We start from the raw sequence: 15,466 nt of genomic DNA, 5'->3' as shown, positions 1-15,466 counted from the left end.
TATCGCTGATTTATTCAGCACGCATGTTTTTATAAAAGATCCTCTATTCCGTTATGAAACAGGATCATTTTTTCGATGGTATTTAGAAAGGACATATGCTATAATGAATCAGCATATGTCTTTTTTGACAAGACGATCGTTTTATAAATCAATACATGAAAGGATTGAATCAAGATGAATACACAGGATGAAATCAAACGCAGGCGTACTTTTGCGATCATCTCCCATCCCGATGCCGGCAAAACGACGCTGACTGAAAAACTGCTGCTTTACGGCGGCGCTATTTTATCTGCCGGTACGGTAAAGGGGCGAAAAAACAGCAAGCATGCGGTGTCTGACTGGATGGAGATCGAAAGACAGCGTGGAATTTCGGTAACCAGCTCGGTCATGCAGTTTGAATACGACAATTACTGCATCAATATTTTGGATACACCGGGACATCAGGATTTCTCGGAAGATACTTACCGTACGCTAATGGCTGCCGATTCCGCGGTCATGGTAATCGATGCGAGCAAGGGAGTAGAGGCGCAGACGAAAAAACTGTTTAAGGTCTGTCTGCTGCGTCATATTCCGGTATTTACCTTTATCAATAAAATGGACCGGGCAGCGATGAACCCCTTTGCACTGTTAGAGCATATTGAGAAGGAACTCGGTATCAGCACGTATGCGATGAACTGGCCGATCGGCTCCGGCAAGGATTTCAAAGGGGTTTACGAGCGCGATCATAAACAGATTTTATGCTTTGCCGGCGGACAGCACGGACAAAGAGAAGTGGAAAAAGTGGCTGGTGATCTACAAGATGAAAAATTCAGAAGCTTGTTAGGTGATGACTTCTATGAACAGTTGATGGAAGATGTGGAATTGCTGGATATCGCCAGTACGGTTTTTGAAGCAGATAAAGTCCAAAACGGCAGATTGACGCCTGTTTTCTTCGGTTCGGCGCTCACTAATTTCGGCGTAGAACCCTTTCTTTCCCATTTCTTGGCGATGACGACATCCCCTTTGTCAAGATATGCCGGAGATGTTGAGATCGAGCCGACTGATGATCATTTCTCTGCGTTCGTCTTTAAGATTCAGGCAAATATGAACAAGGCGCACCGCGACCGCATCGCTTTTCTGCGCATCTGTTCCGGGAAGTTTGAAAAAGGAATGGAAGTGACCCATGTGCAAGCGAACCGCAAGATCAAACTGGCGCAGCCGCAGCAGTTCATGGCTGACAATCGCGAAATTGTGGAAACAGCTTATGCGGGAGATGTCATCGGCGTATTCGATCCGGGTATCTTTGCGATCGGCGATACGTTATGCACCGGTAAACCATTTGCATTTGATAAGATCCCGACCTTTGCACCTGAACACTTTGCCCGTGTTCAGCAAAAAGATACGATGAAGCGAAAACAATTTTTGAAGGGGATCACGCAGATCGCACAAGAAGGAGCGATCCAGGTGTTTCAGGAAATCAACATCGGTATGGAAGAAATCATCGTCGGCGGCGTCGGTGTATTGCAGTTTGATGTGCTGGAACAGCGTTTGAAGAGTGAATACAATGTAGATATCAAACTGGATCTATTGCCTTATCAATGTGTTCGCTGGATCGAAAATGAAGAAATCGATCCCAATGCCTTAAATCTGACTTCAGAGTCAAAGCGGGTCAAAGATCTCAAGGGCAGAAATTTGATTATCTTCGCTAATAACTGGGGCATTAAATGGGCATTGGAACAAAACCAAGGATTGATCTTGACCGATATCGGAACGGTGGAATAAAAGCAAGAAAGCATTTTGCAGTGAAAGCAGAATGCTTTTTTCGCGGATCATGGACAAGATGGAAAGTAACAGCCGTTAGAAACGCTTTTATAGATTGCTGTTTTTTGATGACTCTTTTCTTTCTATTTTACCAGTGGTTTGTTATAATGAAAACGCATATTTTAATAAAAAGGGGCTTGATGCATATGAATCGTAAAACAGGGGTGCTGTTGCCGCTTTCGTCATTGCCGGGGACACATGGTATCGGTGATTGTGGTGAGCATGCATATCAATGGATCGATCTGCTTCATGAAAACGGTGTAAAGATATGGCAGATTTTACCGCTGAATCCACTTGGATATGGTAATTCTCCCTATCAGTCCTGTTCTTCTTTTGCGGGAGATGAAATCTATATCTCCTTGCCGATGCTAGTAAAAGAAGGATTGCTGCCGCAAAAATACAGCAGAAAGAAAGGAAAGCAAAACGATCGAGTCGATTATCCGGCTGTAAAAAAGACAAAACGGGAAGCATTGCAAAAAGCATGCCGCATCTTTTATCATAAGAAGCTGGATCAAAGGCAAGACTATCAGGATTTTTTGAAACTTGCTTTCTGGCTTCCGCATTATGCCTTGTTTATGGCGATCCGCGCGCAATATGGGGATGTTAGCTGGGTGGATTGGCAAAGGGAGGATCGGGACGCACTGCTTGATCAAAACTATGATCAAAGCATGCTGGAAACGGAAAAGCGGTATCATTATTTTGTGCAGTATCTTTTTTTCAGACAGTGGCGGCAGTTAAAGCGCTACGCCGAAGAAAAAGGTGTTTCCATCATGGGGGACATACCGATCTATTTAGGGTTGGACAGTGCGGATGTCTGGGAGCATCGCAGTTATTTCCTGCTGGATAAAAAAGGACGTCCGCGCTTTGTCGCTGGGGTGCCGCCGGATTACTTTTCCGCACAGGGACAGCGCTGGGGCAATCCGATCTATAACTGGAAAGCCTTAAAAAAACACCATTATGATTTTTGGATCAATCGTCTGTACTGGAATCAAATGCTGTATCATATCATTCGGATCGATCATTTCCGCGCCTTTGATGACTATTGGAAAATACCTGCTTCCTGCCAAACAGCAATCGAAGGAAAATGGGAGCTAGGTCCGCGGCATGATTTTTTCAGAAATGTATTTCAGCAGCTTCCCGATATACAGATCGTTGTCGAGGATCTCGGCATATTAAGAAAGCAGGCACTGAAATTAAGAGATGATTTCCATTTGATGGGCATGAAGATCATCCAGTTTGATTTAGACGACACTGCTGACAGCTTTTTGAAAGAAGATAAAAAGCATTTGCTGATTTATACCGGCACGCACGATAATGAGCCGATTCGCAGCTGGTATGAGGCGTTGGCGCCATCCTTGCAAAAACATACGCGTAATATGTTAAATCGTTTGCAGATCAAAGAACGGCGCATCTCACGCGGATTGATTCGTTTTACGCTTGCTTCTCATGCAGATGCAGCGATCATACCGGCATGGGATCTATTACATTTAGGAAAAAACGCTCGTTTTAATGTACCTGCGACGATCGGATCACCAAACTGGGAATGGCGGCTTACAACGCTTTCTAAGATAGAAAATGAGCTAAAATGGCTGCATGAATGGATTTTGTTTTATAAACGCTAAGGAATCGCGGGATTCCTTTTCTTTTGGTGCATAATTATCGATTCCTTAACATAAAGTGAAAGTGATAAGGGAGGAACGTTATGAATACACCAGAGATATTGAAACATATTGCACAGCGTACCGGTGGCGACATATACTTAGGAATCGTAGGACCGGTGCGGGTAGGGAAGTCTACGTTCATTAAGCATTTTATGGAACGCTCAGTCTTGCCGTATGTGCAGGATGAATATGAAAAAGCACGTATGATCGATGAACTGCCGCAAGCAGGCATGGGCAAGACGATCATGACGACTGAACCGAAATTTGTGCCGAATAATGCGGCACAGATCGAGTTTGAAGACGGCTTTAAGGTCAATGTGCGATTAGTGGATTGTGTGGGTTTTGTCATTCCTGAAGCAAAAGGCTATAAAGATGAAAACGGTATGCGCATGGTCAGAACGCCATGGTATGATGAGCCGATCCCCTTTAATGATGCAGCACGTATCGGTACCCAAAAGGTCATCAGCGATCACTCTACGATCGGCATTGTCATTACGACAGATGGAACGATTACCGATTTGTCAAGAGAAGCGTATATCGAAGCGGAAAGTGAAGTCATCGATGAATTAAAAACGATCGGGAAGCCGTTTATCGTCGTGGTAAACAGCGCCAATCCAAATGGCACGGCAGCAGCGACCGTTGTAGAAAAACTAAAGGAAAAATATGAAGTGCCGGTATTGCCGATGGCAGTCAATGCGATGAGCGAGCAAGATGTGCATGATATATTGAGAGAAGCGCTTTATGAATTCCCGGTTGCCGAGATCAATATCGACATGCCGGAATGGATCGCGGTATTAAGTGATGAACACTGGCTCAAAAAGAGTTTTCAGGAAACGATCGATGCCAGCATGGCAAGTGTCGAACGCTTACGGGAAGTAGAAAGCATCATAACCGTCTTAAATGAAAACGAATATATCGAAAACAGTCATCTGGCATCAATTGACACGGGTAGCGGTTGTGTAAGTGTAGAGATCGAAATGGTCAACGGTCTTTATAATCAGATCTTAAAGGAAATCATCGGTGAGGAAATCAACAATAAAGCGAAACTGATTTCCTTGATGCAGGATTTCGCCAAAGCCAAAAAAGAATATGATGCGGTTGCCAGCGCTTTGAAAATGGTAAAACAGACCGGATATGGCTTTGCGAGTGCATCACTTTCGGACATTGCTTTATCAAAGCCGGAGATCGTAAAAGCAGGAAGCCGCTATGGCGTGAAATTAAAGGCCGTTGCCCCAAGCATCCATATGATCAAGGTCGATGTGGAAAGCACATTTGAACCGATCATCGGCAGCAAGGAACAAAGTGAAGAACTGATCCGTTATCTGCTCAGAGATGCGGGCGTAGATGATCAATCCATTTGGGAAAGTGATATTTTCGGCAGAAAGCTGTCAGATTTAATTCGCGATGGGCTCAATGCCAAGCTTTCTATGATTCCTGAGGCAGCGCGTGCACGACTGCAGGATATTTTGACAAAGCTGGTAAATAAAGGAAAAGGCAATGTCATCGCAATTGTTTTATAATACATTTTCACACAAATATATCTCATTCTTACGCTTGAAATATCATCTCTATGATGTTATCATATAAGCATGTTGGAGGTAATGTATTATGAACAACACATTAAACAAAAAAGCATTAGCTGAAGCGATTGCGGAAAAATTAGACATCACGAAAAAAGACGCAATGGCAGCAGTGGAAACTGTATTTGATGCTATTTCTGACGCATTGGCAAACGATGGCAAAGTAGATATCAGCGGTTTCGGAAAATTCGAAGTGAAAGAACGTCCTGCACGTCAGGGAATCAATCCTAAGACGAAGGAACCAATGCCGATCGCGGCATCAAAAGCACCTAGATTTAAGCCGGCTAAAGCGTTAAAAGATGCGGTAAAATAAATCTATGTCGATAAAGGAAGCCTTGCACTGTCATGCGCTTCTTTTTTTATGATTAGGAGAGAGAACTGCTTTCACGTAAAAACAGGGTGAGGAGCGTGAGAGGAATGAAGCTGATGAAACAGTTTTTATCACTTTATTTATGTGTGTTATTTCTTTTTTTGTTTTATTTGGAAGATACCGCTGCTGCAAACAAATATGAGATGCCTTATGAAATCACCGCATTTCGAAGCGGAAAGACAGGATTTGAGATCGAAGGATGGGGGCTGATGATCGAAGCGCAGCATTTTCTTGATGCAAACACTCATGCTTATCGATTATTGCTCTATGAAAACGGTGTGCGATCACACAGTTATGCGCTTAAACTCAGAAATGTGGATCAAAGCGAACTGATGCGTATGGTCGGTAAAAGACAGTGTGGAAAAAATGAATGGAATCAAAGTGCAAATACCTGTAATTATCTGTTTCGTAATGTCGGTTTTCAGGGAGTGATTCCTTATCAAGATCTGAGTATGGATCGTGATTATGAGGTACATTTGGAAATAGAAGCGAAACAGAGCGGAAAGCGAAAAGAAATCAGTCTATTTTATCCGATCAGTGAGAAGATCACACACCGCGATCAGGAGTTTGTCTATCAAGCGGTTTCTGATCTGCATGAAACAGCCTTGCAGGTAACGTACGGCGATGTATTCGCGAGAAAAAAGCCAAGTGCGGCAAAAGAATACTACAAGACCGGAAATCTTTGTTCTTATACACATGGAAATGCGCTTTATTTCAGACAAAATGCGATCTTTCAGCATATTTATGAGCGTAAAGTAGTCGATCATACGACATATTATCGCGTCAGCGGGAAAGAGAGCGTCTGTGAAGGCGGATTTCGGCGAGTAGAGGAGGGAAATGGCATTTCACCGCTTTGGATCGCCAGCGCCTTTGTAGACTATCGTGGCAAGCCGCTTACCATTCATACTTATATTGATAATGAAGCACCGAGGCTTTATTTCGACTATGAACCGGTACTTTATCCAAATGAAGTGAAACAATTTGATTTTCAAAGTATTGTGCATGCAACAGATAAAGAAGATGGAAATTTAGACGATAAAGTTATCTTAAAGGATGGAAATGTAGATGTACATCCAGGCAATTATGAATTGACTTATTATGTTGAAGATCGCTATGGTGCATTTGATCAGAAAGTATTGCATGTAACGGTGCGTGAGCCTGAAAATACACCGCCGCATATCAATGCCAAGGATGCAACGATCTATCAGTATGAGCCATTTGATTATCTAAAGGGCGTACAGGCAAGCGATAAAGAGGATGGTGATCTGAAGCAACAGTTGCGTTATACGGAAACCGTCAATACACAAAAGCTGGGTGTTTATCCGGTCACTTACACGGTAACTGACAGCAAAGGTGCATCGGCAGTCAAGACCATTCAAGTGCATGTCATTCGTAATCCGAAAGAAGGACTGCGCTATTTAAGCAGAAAATACCCATGGTATGAACAGAAGATACCGTTAAATTGGAAAGCATATTATCTTTATTTGATAGATCAGTTAAAGAACCGGCAGATTTACTATGAAAACAGCTTTGATCATCCATAATTTTGTAACATAACATAGATTATGCGAAGTAAAGTGTGTTATGTGTGAAAGATATCATGATAAAAAAGAGATTGATGATTTCCTATTCCTCCCCATTCTGATCGTGTATAATAAAAAAGGCATAACAGTTCAAAGATCGAACAATGAACCGTTACAGCCTTTTTATTTTATATAAATTATTCAAATGATTTTAGGAACCCTCATTTCCATCAGCCGCCTGCAAAGAACGAATCTGTTTGATGCCTTCCTGATCCATATATGTGATTTTTAATTGTTTCCCAACAGTTAAGAATACAAGCTCATTTTCATATTTAGCACTGAATGTGATCTTATAAACTGCACCGTTTTCATCACGAAGATAATAAATCGTAGTTCCATCGAGCATCAGTTTTTCAATGTCAGACACAGTAATGATCGCTTCTTCTAAGCTATCTTTATTAACGACATCATCACTGCTTGCACCTAACAGTGCGATCGTTTCTTTCAGTAGTTCATTTAACCCTTCATCACTGTTGACCGTGGCAACTTTTTGGTAGTCGATCGCAGATACGGTCGCATACATCTTAATAATGCCGTTGTCTTTTAATGACATCAGATAAACCGGGTTTCCTTTTACATTGATCAATAAAGGAAAAGTCGATTCATAACCGTAGTTTTTTACTTCCGATTGTGCGCTTTTCATTGCGCTTGTTTCATTGGCACCGGCTGTCTTGATCTTCATTGCTTCATGTGTTCTTAAATTTACCAATACGAAGCCGAGATTGGATTCATCGGAGTTGGCGGAAGTGATGCCGCTGTACAGCCAAATATCACCGTCTTTTTCAAGGTAATTGTAGCCTTCACTCGTAAGTGTTACCCCATTTTGCCCAAATACTGAATTTAAGAATCCATCCTGCAGGCTGCCGTTATCATCTAACTCTTCGACTACGGTTGCTTCCGGATAAACGCGATCAGCCCATTTCGGTATATCGCCGGCGTCATACTTCTTGCTTTCACCAGTGATCGGATCTAAGAAGATCGCTCCGGTCACTTTCTTTCTGGTTCCGACACCTTTATAGGTATAGGTGGAACAAATATACCATGGATGGCCGTCTTCATCAATTTCAAATGAAGGCGAGCCAAAGATCTCGGTTGGATAACTGAAACGCAAATGCCGCATCAGATTATCATTGAACATGCCACTTGGCACATATTTCATTCCTTTTAAGCCGAGATCTTTTAATTTTACCAGTTCTGTTTTCCCGCTGGTGCTGTCAACTGTAATATAGGCCGGAATACCTTCCTCTCTGTTTTGAAAATACTTGATAATGCCATTATAAGTTAACGGAGTGACGCGGTAAACACTGTTGCGGTAAGAAATCTGGGTATATTCATCACTGACATCAAACTGGGAAACCAGTTCACTCATATTCCCCATTACTTTATCGCCTAATCGCACAGAGCTGTCTCTATCGATGATCGGTGTTTTGGTAAAGTCTACTTCCGGAATTTCACTGAAATCCACGTTTTTTACATCAATACGCTGTGCATGATCCTTCGCATTGAAAAAACGTGAGGTAACAAGCGCTGATCCAAGCGGAAAAAGGATCATGCAGGCGAGCACGATCGTACTGATTTTACCTGCTTGTTTCCAATTCCCTGTTCTTTCTTCCACTTGTACGACATGCATGTGCTTATGCAAGCGGGAAAGCCGTGCGCTTCCCTCCTTTGCAAAGGCATATATGATCACCACTACCAACAAAGGCGCTACTGTAAAGAACAAAAACTGCCAAAACTGCGGTGCATGCCAGTTCAGCGGCGGCAACATCACATAAAAATATGCAAATCCATATGCCCCATAGAGCAGGGCTGCCCATAGCCATTTCAATTTCATAGTCAATTCCTCTTTTCCATATTGATCTTATTGTGTTCATACAAGTATTGAAGCAATGCATCGCATCCTTCTACAATATCTCGATACGTTAAATCAAAATTCCCGGTGTACCAGGGATCGGCAATATCTCGGGGATGCTTGCTGAAATCCAGCAAACGGTAAAGCGGTGCATCACTTCCTACAATACGTTTCATATTGGTTAAATTGTAGGTTTCCATACCGATCAGATAATCATATTGTTTGCCATCTTCCTTGGTTAGCTGACGGGCATATTTCCCATCACAGGCAATGCCGTGCGCTTTTAATTTCCTTTTTGTACCGGGATGAACCGGATTACCGATCTCTTCCCTGCTTGTTGCGGCAGATGCGATCATAAACTGATCCGCGATCCCTTCCCTTTTTACCAGGTCTTTCATAACAAATTCTGCCATCGGACTTCTGCAAATGTTGCCGTGGCAGACGAAAAGTATCTTAATCATATTTGAAAATCCTCCTAAAATGCCGTATTCTGCCCCGTTTTGCCGCAATTTACCGCCCCTTATTTCGCCCATCAGATTGTTAAATTTATCACAGAATAGGCAAAACGGGGCAAATCGAGGCAAGTTGAGGACACCAATCGTAGTAAAAACGTAGTAAGAATGGGGGTGTGTTACTACTGCGACTATTCTATCATAGGTTGCTGGATTTTTGGAGTGTGGAAATGGAAAGAATGATGGTAACATCCCGAAGTGCTGCTTCTGTGAATTCAACAAAATTGAAGTTATCGCCTTTCTTTTCTATAACCTTCTTCTTTGTTTTTCCTTTCTTGCCATGTATCAAAGTATATCTGCAAAATATCTTCCATTAATTTTGGAAAAGGTTACTTTGCTAGGGAAAAGATTCATTCCCCTTGCTGCCATTCCAACAACACTACAGGCCCACTCACTTAGTTCATCCGGAAGCCGAAAACAAACCGATTCACCATCTTTTAAGATTGTTACTGATGGAATCAGTTTCTGATCTACGCCCACAGATAAAACATCAAAGGTTTGACTACTTCTATGTAGTGGCAACAGAGGTTGTTTTCCCGAATCAAAAAATACCCTTCCACCCCTTTTGTTCAAATATGATTTTTCATCAAAGGGAATTACAGGATCAATGGGCAATTTGCATTTTCTCTGATTAAAATACCTTGCCAACTGTTCGCAAGCAAACGCATTGAAGTATTCACCTTGCATATCTATACCATTTTGAATCTGTTCAACAGATTCAAAATGGTTCATAAAGTTAAGCAAAGCATTGAATAAAACTAAATCATCCGAATATATACCGGAGTAAGATTTATACCAAGCTGGTTGCCACTCACAAATAAGCCGATAAAGTTTTTTATAAAGTCCTAATTGAACTTCATTCAGGCAGAACCACCCCGTATCCAAAATCTTCTTATTGATACTTTCGTCAAGAGATTGATACCGCAAGGAATCACACAGCCCCTTCAATAACTTAGATATAATACCTGCCATCATATCTGCTATACGAAGCCCCGGGTACTCTGTAGAATCGGCTTCATCTGAATTATAAAGTCCTATTTCACGGGCTGCTTTTAAGGTTTTGCTTTTTTCCTCGTCTTTACCTTCTTTGTCTATAATCAGATTGTAATTCGATATATCTTTTTCTGCCAGATATTTTTTGAACCCATCAAAAGACATATGATAGTCCCAATCAATCTCCGGAGCATCCGAAATATCATCCAGTATGAATAAAATCTGTTGAAATGCTTCCGTTTCTCTCTGCTTTAATCTAGGATTATTTTTATTGCATTCAATCCTTTCTTGGAAAAATTTCTTTAGCTCTTCTAAAAAGTCTTTAGGAGATTCGTAGAGGCACTTAATAATTTCTTTCGGACGATACATAACGAGAGCCTTTGTAATGGAATACTTCATTAAGTCCGCATCAACGAGAAAACTGTTTCTGTACTTTTGAAAAACTTGTAGCACAAGGTATTCAATCTTGCTGGAAACAGAAAAGTAAATATGAATATCCTTGTCAAAAAGCGATAAGAAATCATTTACAAGTTGAGCGTTTTGCTTATTGAGGGAGGCAAAACCACACTTGAATTGTTTCTGATGAAACATCGTACTTTTAATTTCACCATTACGATCTTTTCTATCTGAGTACTTAGCCTCAAAAGTAGCATACTGTTGCAGAATATCATCATTCTCGGCTAACCATCCTACAATCATAGTTACGAAATTATCATAATAATTAGAGGCACTTACCGTCTTATAGTTGATTTTCCGACTATGTTCAGACTCGTCATAGTAGAAATTATATTTAAACATTTGTAACGTCTCCTTCATATAAATGTAGGTTTAGAAGCAACTGCCCAAAAGGTTATTTCAGCCACCTTATCAAGCTACTAAATTTTGATTTGCTACTCTGATTATATCATGTAATTTTCTAAATTCCTATTCAGACTTCTACACTATTCGCTTTGCTACACACAAAAACGCCCCGCCGAAGCAGAGCGCCCTGTGTCCTTTCCTTATTAAATTACCCGGAACATTTTCTGCGATACGGTTTTTTCTCCATCTACCTTCTCCAACTCCTTTCTTGCATCCGCCAGTTCCTCAAGCTGGGCATACCAGCCGGGTACATAGGCGAAGGAGAACAGATCCGGCATCAGGTTCATATCAGTTCCCTCCATTTGGTCTGGATCACTTCCAGAAGATGCATCTGGACCTGTATCTTCTTGTCCTCGTCGATCTCCTTATGTATCTTCCCGTCGGGACCAATTACCTCGCGGGTTACGAGGGCATTGTGGAAAGGCTCGTAAATCCGCAGGATTTCCTCCAATGCGTCCTTCTCTCCGTGAACCGCCTTTTTAATTAGGTCATAGTTTAATCCATCGGTATAAGCGTTACCGCTCATAAAATTTTTTGATTGCTTGATAGGCACGGTGCCGTAAGTTATACACCGTGCGGGTCGTTACCTCCAGTCTTTCTGCGATTTCCCCGTCTGTAAGATTCCTCCAAAAGTCCAGAAGCAGGACCTTCCGCTGTTTCTCCGGCAGGGATTTCAGTGCTTCATATAAAGTTTCGCTCTCCACCACACAGGAATGCCCATCCGCATCAAGCACAAAAGAATCAGACGGGTAGGCGTCCTTGTGGCCTAATAGTTCAAATAGATAGTCTACCGGTTCTTCTTTGTAATGGTCGTTCCGGCACTTTTCCGCCCGCAGCAAATCCCGATAATAATTGCGTGATACTGTTTTACAGAAAGAATCGAACATTGCGCAGATTCTGTCCATGTAGGAAGGAGATACCATACCTCATCCCTCCTCTCTGCAAATATCAGGGTGTGTCTTTTTTTGCCTCCTCGCTTATATAGAACACATCTCACATAGGCAAACCGGAAAGGTTCACAGAAAAAAGTTAAAAAAATTTTTTTATCTTCTTTCCCTAACAGTTTTCGATAGGCAAAGCAAAAAGGCCAATCCGCACAAGGCAGACTGACCTTTCGGGCAAGATAACCTTGCCTTGTTTATCATAAGATAGACTCAATTACTTTTCCAATATCACTGTCAATACAAATAGACTGTTTCTTAATTTCCTGCGGGCACACCGCTTCACCATAATTGATACAGACATAAGTAGCATTACGGTTTTTCGCTGTCATCTGCCAAAAAGGATATTTAATGATAACGGGCGTATTGTATCCAACTCCAAGCTCCAAAAACAAAATTCTCTGATTTTTCCGTGTGCGAAGAAAATTATTATATCTCTCTGCCGCACGGTGCCAGCCCTCGTCCTCCACAAACCGGTTGTCTGAACGCAGATTCATGGTAAGCGGTTTCCCACAATGGGGGCAGACCGGCAAAAGCTCCGAAGGAATCCTCATATCTTTCTGCCGCTCCACCATCTGCCGCATGATATCTTCGTTTTCAAAAGTTTCATTGCAGCATGGCTCACTGCATTGGAACAGTCCATAATCCCCCTGTGTATAAAACAATCGCTTTTTGTCAAATCCCGCTTTCTGAAAGCAATGATCCACATTCGTTGTAAGAATAAAGTAATCTTTCTCTTTGACAAGCTCAAACAGTTCACTGTAAACAGGCTTCGGAGCATCCATATAGCGGTTGATGTAAATATACCGGCTCCAATACGCCCAATGTTCTTCTAACGTATTGTAAGGATAAAAACCGCCGGAATACATATCGTGGAATCCGTATTTTTCTTCAAAATCGGAAAAGTATTGCCGAAACCGCTCGCCGTCATATACAAAGCCTGCGGAAGTGGAAAGTCCCGCCCCGGCTCCGATCACAATGGTTTCAGCCGCTTCAAATTCTTTTTTCAGCTTTTCAATCTGTGACGAGTAATTTTCGGTAGATTTTGTAGTCCATATCTTTGAAAACATTGAAGATTACCTCCATGTTGCTTTTTGTTTTTTCTTTATATTGCTTTACCGTCTGTACGGCGATCTCCGCCGCCTTATCATTCGGAAAGTGAAATTCTCCCGTAGAGATACAGCAGAACGCAAGACTTGTTATCCCATTTTCTTCCGCCAACTCCATGCAGGAGTGATAGCAGGACGCAAGCAGTTTTTCATCCTTCTTTGTAAGCCTGCCGCTGACGATGGGGCCGACCGTATGCAGAACATATTTGCTTGGCAGGTTATACGCAGGTGTAATTTTTGCTTTTCCGGTTTCTTCTTCATAGCCTTGCTCTTTCATCAGCGCGGCACAGGTTTCCCGGAGCTGAACCCCTGCAAAGGTATGGATGGCATTGTCAATACAGCCATGACAGGGGCAGAAACAGCCGAGCATCTGGGAATTGGCCGCATTGACAATAGCATCACAGCGCAATGTAGTAATGTCGCCCTGCCAAAGATAGATTCCTTCTGCCACAGGAGTAAGAGCAGAAATATCGGTAACGCCTTTCTCCGCCGTTTCCGCTTGGAGGTAAGCATCCTGTACCGCAAGAAATTCACTGTTGGTATGTCTCGGCATACGGATATTAAAAAGGGAACGGAGCAGCCTTTTCTGCTCCTGCTCATTTTCCGGTATTTCTATATCGGCATACCGAGGCTGTTCGGAAAGCATTTCCCTTATGAGAAAAATCCTTCGTTCCTGCTGGTTCATATTTCCTCCTTTCCCGCTGGGACGGCATTATAAAAACAGGTTTCATTCAACGGCTTTCTATGACAGCCAAGTTTTGTATTTGGCACAAAATCTTCTGCAGGATAGCCGATATAAAGCATACATACCGGCTGCCAGTTTTCCGGCAATTTCAAAAGACTCCTTGCCTTTTCCTCGTCAAAATAGCTGATCCAGACGCTGCCAAGATCGAGACTTGCAGCTTCCAGCATCATGTGTGTGGCAACGATTGTGGCATCTGTTTCTCCACTGCTTTTTCCGCTTTGCGGATGCGTCCAACAGGCATCCTTATCATATGCCACAAACAAGACAAGCGGCGCACCGTAGTAAAAATTAAGTTTTCCGTGGCTTTTGTCCTCACATTCCTCTGCCAACTCCACATACTTTTTGTCGTAACCAAAAGAACAGAATTCCCGAACCTTTGCCAAGTTTTCCAGTGTATTCAACACAAGGATTCTCTGAGGCTGCCCATTAACCGCCGTAGGCGACCACCGCCCGGCTTCTAATATCTTCTGTATTTTTTCATCTTCTACCGGAACCTGTGCAAACTTACGCACCGTTACCCGTTTTTTCGATACATCCATAAAATCCATAAAAACCACATCCCTCTTTTAATTGTGACTGTCACGATAGCGGTGGATTTTCCGATTCCGGTCTTTCTGTACTCCCCGTGAATAGGAAATTTCCGGGTAGCCAAACCCAACAATCAATTTCATATAATGATCAGACGGGATATTCAGCATTTCTCTTGCCTTTGGCGCAAGCTCCAGCAACACCTCTGCCGGATAACTCATAATGACTGTACCAAGCCCGAAGGCATTTGCAAGAAGTTCAAAATATGCCGTTGCGATATTGCAGTTGACCTTAGAATCCTCCGCCCACTTTCCAGTGCATTTCTCATGTGCGATAAAGAGATGCGGCGCACCGCAGAATAATAAATCGCCTTTACGCACCGTCTTTTCTGACTGCTTCATTTTACTGTAATAAAAATCGCTGAAGCTATTTGTATAAATGTGTTTCTGCGCATCCGCCTCCATTTTGGAATACGCCGCCTGCCAGATGGTTCTTACCCTGTCTTTATCATCGATGATTGTGTATTCCACATTACAGGAATTTCCTCCGGTTGGGGCAGCAGCCATAGCGTCTAAAATCCGTGTTATGATCTGCGGGTCAACATTTCTGTCGAAATAGCGCCTGCAAGACCGGCGGTTTACGACAAGCTGCTCCATATAACTTCCCATCTCCGATGTAGGCGGAGGAAGGGAATCCTCCGGTTTCTTGTGAAAGATAGAAATTGCTCCTTGCGGGCATACGGCCAGGCAATGCTGGCATTTCCAACACCCCCGCCACCCGTATCGTTCAAACTCTTTCATTTCCGGGTATCCGTCTTTCCCGGATACGATTACCATGCCGGAACAGGTATTGATACACTTTCCGCATTGAATACATTTTGATTTATCGACCATGAAATATGTTTTTTGTTCTGCTCCCATTTTCGCTCCTT

Annotated in this window: 15 protein-coding genes; 5 read left to right on the top strand and 10 right to left on the bottom strand. The window is 42.5% G+C overall.

What is annotated here, in order from left to right; all coding sequences use genetic code 11:
• The first annotated feature begins 174 nt into the window (after positions 1–174).
• The 5 genes from C1712_RS03085 (at position 175) to C1712_RS03065 (ending at position 6,955) form a co-directional block, all read left to right on the top strand.
• Positions 175–1,761 carry a peptide chain release factor 3 gene (locus C1712_RS03085; RefSeq protein WP_102266697.1) on the top strand — a complete coding sequence of 529 codons (1,587 nt, stop codon included), beginning with the start codon at positions 175–177 and terminating at the stop codon, positions 1,759–1,761.
• Entirely contained in the window at positions 1,704–3,422 is a 1,719-nt protein-coding gene (malQ, locus tag C1712_RS03080; protein WP_102266695.1) for a 4-alpha-glucanotransferase, read from the top strand. Before C1712_RS03085 ends, malQ begins: the two co-directional genes overlap by 58 nt.
• A gap of 80 nt (positions 3,423–3,502) precedes the next feature.
• Positions 3,503–4,981 (top strand): stage IV sporulation protein A, encoded by a 1,479-nt coding sequence (spoIVA, locus tag C1712_RS03075; protein WP_102266694.1) that lies wholly within the window; start codon positions 3,503–3,505, stop codon positions 4,979–4,981.
• Positions 4,982–5,069: 88 nt separating this feature from the next.
• The gene (locus tag C1712_RS03070; protein WP_102266692.1) at positions 5,070–5,354 is read left to right on the top strand and encodes an HU family DNA-binding protein; all 285 of its coding nucleotides are present in this window, start codon (positions 5,070–5,072) and stop codon (positions 5,352–5,354) included.
• Positions 5,355–5,458: 104 nt separating this feature from the next.
• Entirely contained in the window at positions 5,459–6,955 is a 1,497-nt protein-coding gene (locus tag C1712_RS03065; protein WP_102266690.1) for an immunoglobulin-like domain-containing protein, read from the top strand.
• A 190-nt stretch (positions 6,956–7,145) separates the two neighbouring features.
• Here the strand turns inward: C1712_RS03065 and C1712_RS03060 are convergent, their stop codons facing one another.
• The 10 genes from C1712_RS03060 to C1712_RS03015 form a co-directional block, all read right to left on the bottom strand.
• Positions 7,146–8,828, bottom strand: a complete 1,683-nt coding sequence (locus tag C1712_RS03060) for a hypothetical protein (RefSeq protein ID WP_102266688.1) — start codon at positions 8,826–8,828, stop codon at positions 7,146–7,148.
• 2 nt (positions 8,829–8,830) lie between these two features.
• The gene (locus tag C1712_RS03055; protein WP_102266687.1) at positions 8,831–9,307 is read right to left on the bottom strand and encodes a low molecular weight protein-tyrosine-phosphatase; all 477 of its coding nucleotides are present in this window, start codon (positions 9,305–9,307) and stop codon (positions 8,831–8,833) included.
• Positions 9,308–9,643: 336 nt separating this feature from the next.
• On the bottom strand, positions 9,644–11,149 hold the full coding sequence (locus C1712_RS03050; RefSeq protein ID WP_102266685.1) for a DUF3800 domain-containing protein: 1,506 nt from the start codon (positions 11,147–11,149) through the stop codon (positions 9,644–9,646).
• Between the two features lie 206 nt (positions 11,150–11,355).
• Positions 11,356–11,499 (bottom strand): hypothetical protein, encoded by a 144-nt coding sequence (locus C1712_RS12860; RefSeq protein ID WP_219718832.1) that lies wholly within the window; start codon positions 11,497–11,499, stop codon positions 11,356–11,358.
• A complete protein-coding gene (locus tag C1712_RS03040) occupies positions 11,496–11,738 on the bottom strand; it encodes a helix-turn-helix domain-containing protein (protein WP_102266684.1) in 243 nt (80 codons plus the stop codon). The genes C1712_RS12860 and C1712_RS03040 overlap by 4 nt, the downstream gene beginning before the upstream one ends.
• Positions 11,728–12,117 carry an RNA polymerase sigma factor gene (locus C1712_RS03035; protein WP_180963049.1) on the bottom strand — a complete coding sequence of 130 codons (390 nt, stop codon included), beginning with the start codon at positions 12,115–12,117 and terminating at the stop codon, positions 11,728–11,730. The genes C1712_RS03040 and C1712_RS03035 overlap by 11 nt, the downstream gene beginning before the upstream one ends.
• Before the next feature lie 236 nt (positions 12,118–12,353).
• The gene (locus tag C1712_RS03030) at positions 12,354–13,223 is read right to left on the bottom strand and encodes an SIR2 family NAD-dependent protein deacylase (protein ID WP_102266680.1); all 870 of its coding nucleotides are present in this window, start codon (positions 13,221–13,223) and stop codon (positions 12,354–12,356) included.
• On the bottom strand, positions 13,168–13,947 hold the full coding sequence (locus tag C1712_RS03025; protein WP_102266678.1) for a protein-ADP-ribose hydrolase: 780 nt from the start codon (positions 13,945–13,947) through the stop codon (positions 13,168–13,170). The genes C1712_RS03030 and C1712_RS03025 overlap by 56 nt, the downstream gene beginning before the upstream one ends.
• A complete protein-coding gene (locus C1712_RS03020) occupies positions 13,944–14,555 on the bottom strand; it encodes a nitroreductase family protein (RefSeq protein ID WP_102266676.1) in 612 nt (203 codons plus the stop codon). Before C1712_RS03020 ends, C1712_RS03025 begins: the two co-directional genes overlap by 4 nt.
• A gap of 18 nt (positions 14,556–14,573) precedes the next feature.
• Complete coding sequence (locus C1712_RS03015; protein ID WP_102266675.1) at positions 14,574–15,455, bottom strand: nitroreductase family protein; 882 nt, start codon at positions 15,453–15,455, stop codon at positions 14,574–14,576.
• Positions 15,456–15,466 lie beyond the last annotated feature (11 nt).

The sequence above is a fragment of the Massilicoli timonensis genome, from assembly GCF_900199515.1.
Classification (GTDB): Bacteria; Bacillota_I; Bacilli_A; order Erysipelotrichales; family Erysipelotrichaceae; genus Massilicoli; species Massilicoli timonensis.
Note: the sequence above shows the minus strand (reverse complement) of the source record. Positions and strands in the feature narration are given on the sequence as shown.

What these genes read in the sequence shown, in the direction of transcription:
- C1712_RS03085 (WP_102266697.1), top strand. Translation starts at nt 175, where the DNA reads ATGAATACACAGGATGAAATCAAACGCAGGCGTACTTTTGCGATCATC.
- malQ (WP_102266695.1), top strand. Translation starts at nt 1,704, where the DNA reads ATGGGCATTGGAACAAAACCAAGGATTGATCTTGACCGATATCGGAAC.
- spoIVA (WP_102266694.1), top strand. Translation starts at nt 3,503, where the DNA reads ATGAATACACCAGAGATATTGAAACATATTGCACAGCGTACCGGTGGC.
- C1712_RS03070 (WP_102266692.1), top strand. Translation starts at nt 5,070, where the DNA reads ATGAACAACACATTAAACAAAAAAGCATTAGCTGAAGCGATTGCGGAA.
- C1712_RS03065 (WP_102266690.1), top strand. Translation starts at nt 5,459, where the DNA reads ATGAAGCTGATGAAACAGTTTTTATCACTTTATTTATGTGTGTTATTT.
- C1712_RS03060 (WP_102266688.1), bottom strand. Translation starts at nt 8,828, where the DNA reads ATGAAATTGAAATGGCTATGGGCAGCCCTGCTCTATGGGGCATATGGA.
- C1712_RS03055 (WP_102266687.1), bottom strand. Translation starts at nt 9,307, where the DNA reads ATGATTAAGATACTTTTCGTCTGCCACGGCAACATTTGCAGAAGTCCG.
- C1712_RS03050 (WP_102266685.1), bottom strand. Translation starts at nt 11,149, where the DNA reads ATGTTTAAATATAATTTCTACTATGACGAGTCTGAACATAGTCGGAAA.
- C1712_RS12860 (WP_219718832.1), bottom strand. Translation starts at nt 11,499, where the DNA reads ATGAACCTGATGCCGGATCTGTTCTCCTTCGCCTATGTACCCGGCTGG.
- C1712_RS03040 (WP_102266684.1), bottom strand. Translation starts at nt 11,738, where the DNA reads ATGAGCGGTAACGCTTATACCGATGGATTAAACTATGACCTAATTAAA.
- C1712_RS03035 (WP_180963049.1), bottom strand. Translation starts at nt 12,117, where the DNA reads ATGGACAGAATCTGCGCAATGTTCGATTCTTTCTGTAAAACAGTATCA.
- C1712_RS03030 (WP_102266680.1), bottom strand. Translation starts at nt 13,223, where the DNA reads ATGTTTTCAAAGATATGGACTACAAAATCTACCGAAAATTACTCGTCA.
- C1712_RS03025 (WP_102266678.1), bottom strand. Translation starts at nt 13,947, where the DNA reads ATGAACCAGCAGGAACGAAGGATTTTTCTCATAAGGGAAATGCTTTCC.
- C1712_RS03020 (WP_102266676.1), bottom strand. Translation starts at nt 14,555, where the DNA reads ATGGATTTTATGGATGTATCGAAAAAACGGGTAACGGTGCGTAAGTTT.
- C1712_RS03015 (WP_102266675.1), bottom strand. Translation starts at nt 15,455, where the DNA reads ATGGGAGCAGAACAAAAAACATATTTCATGGTCGATAAATCAAAATGT.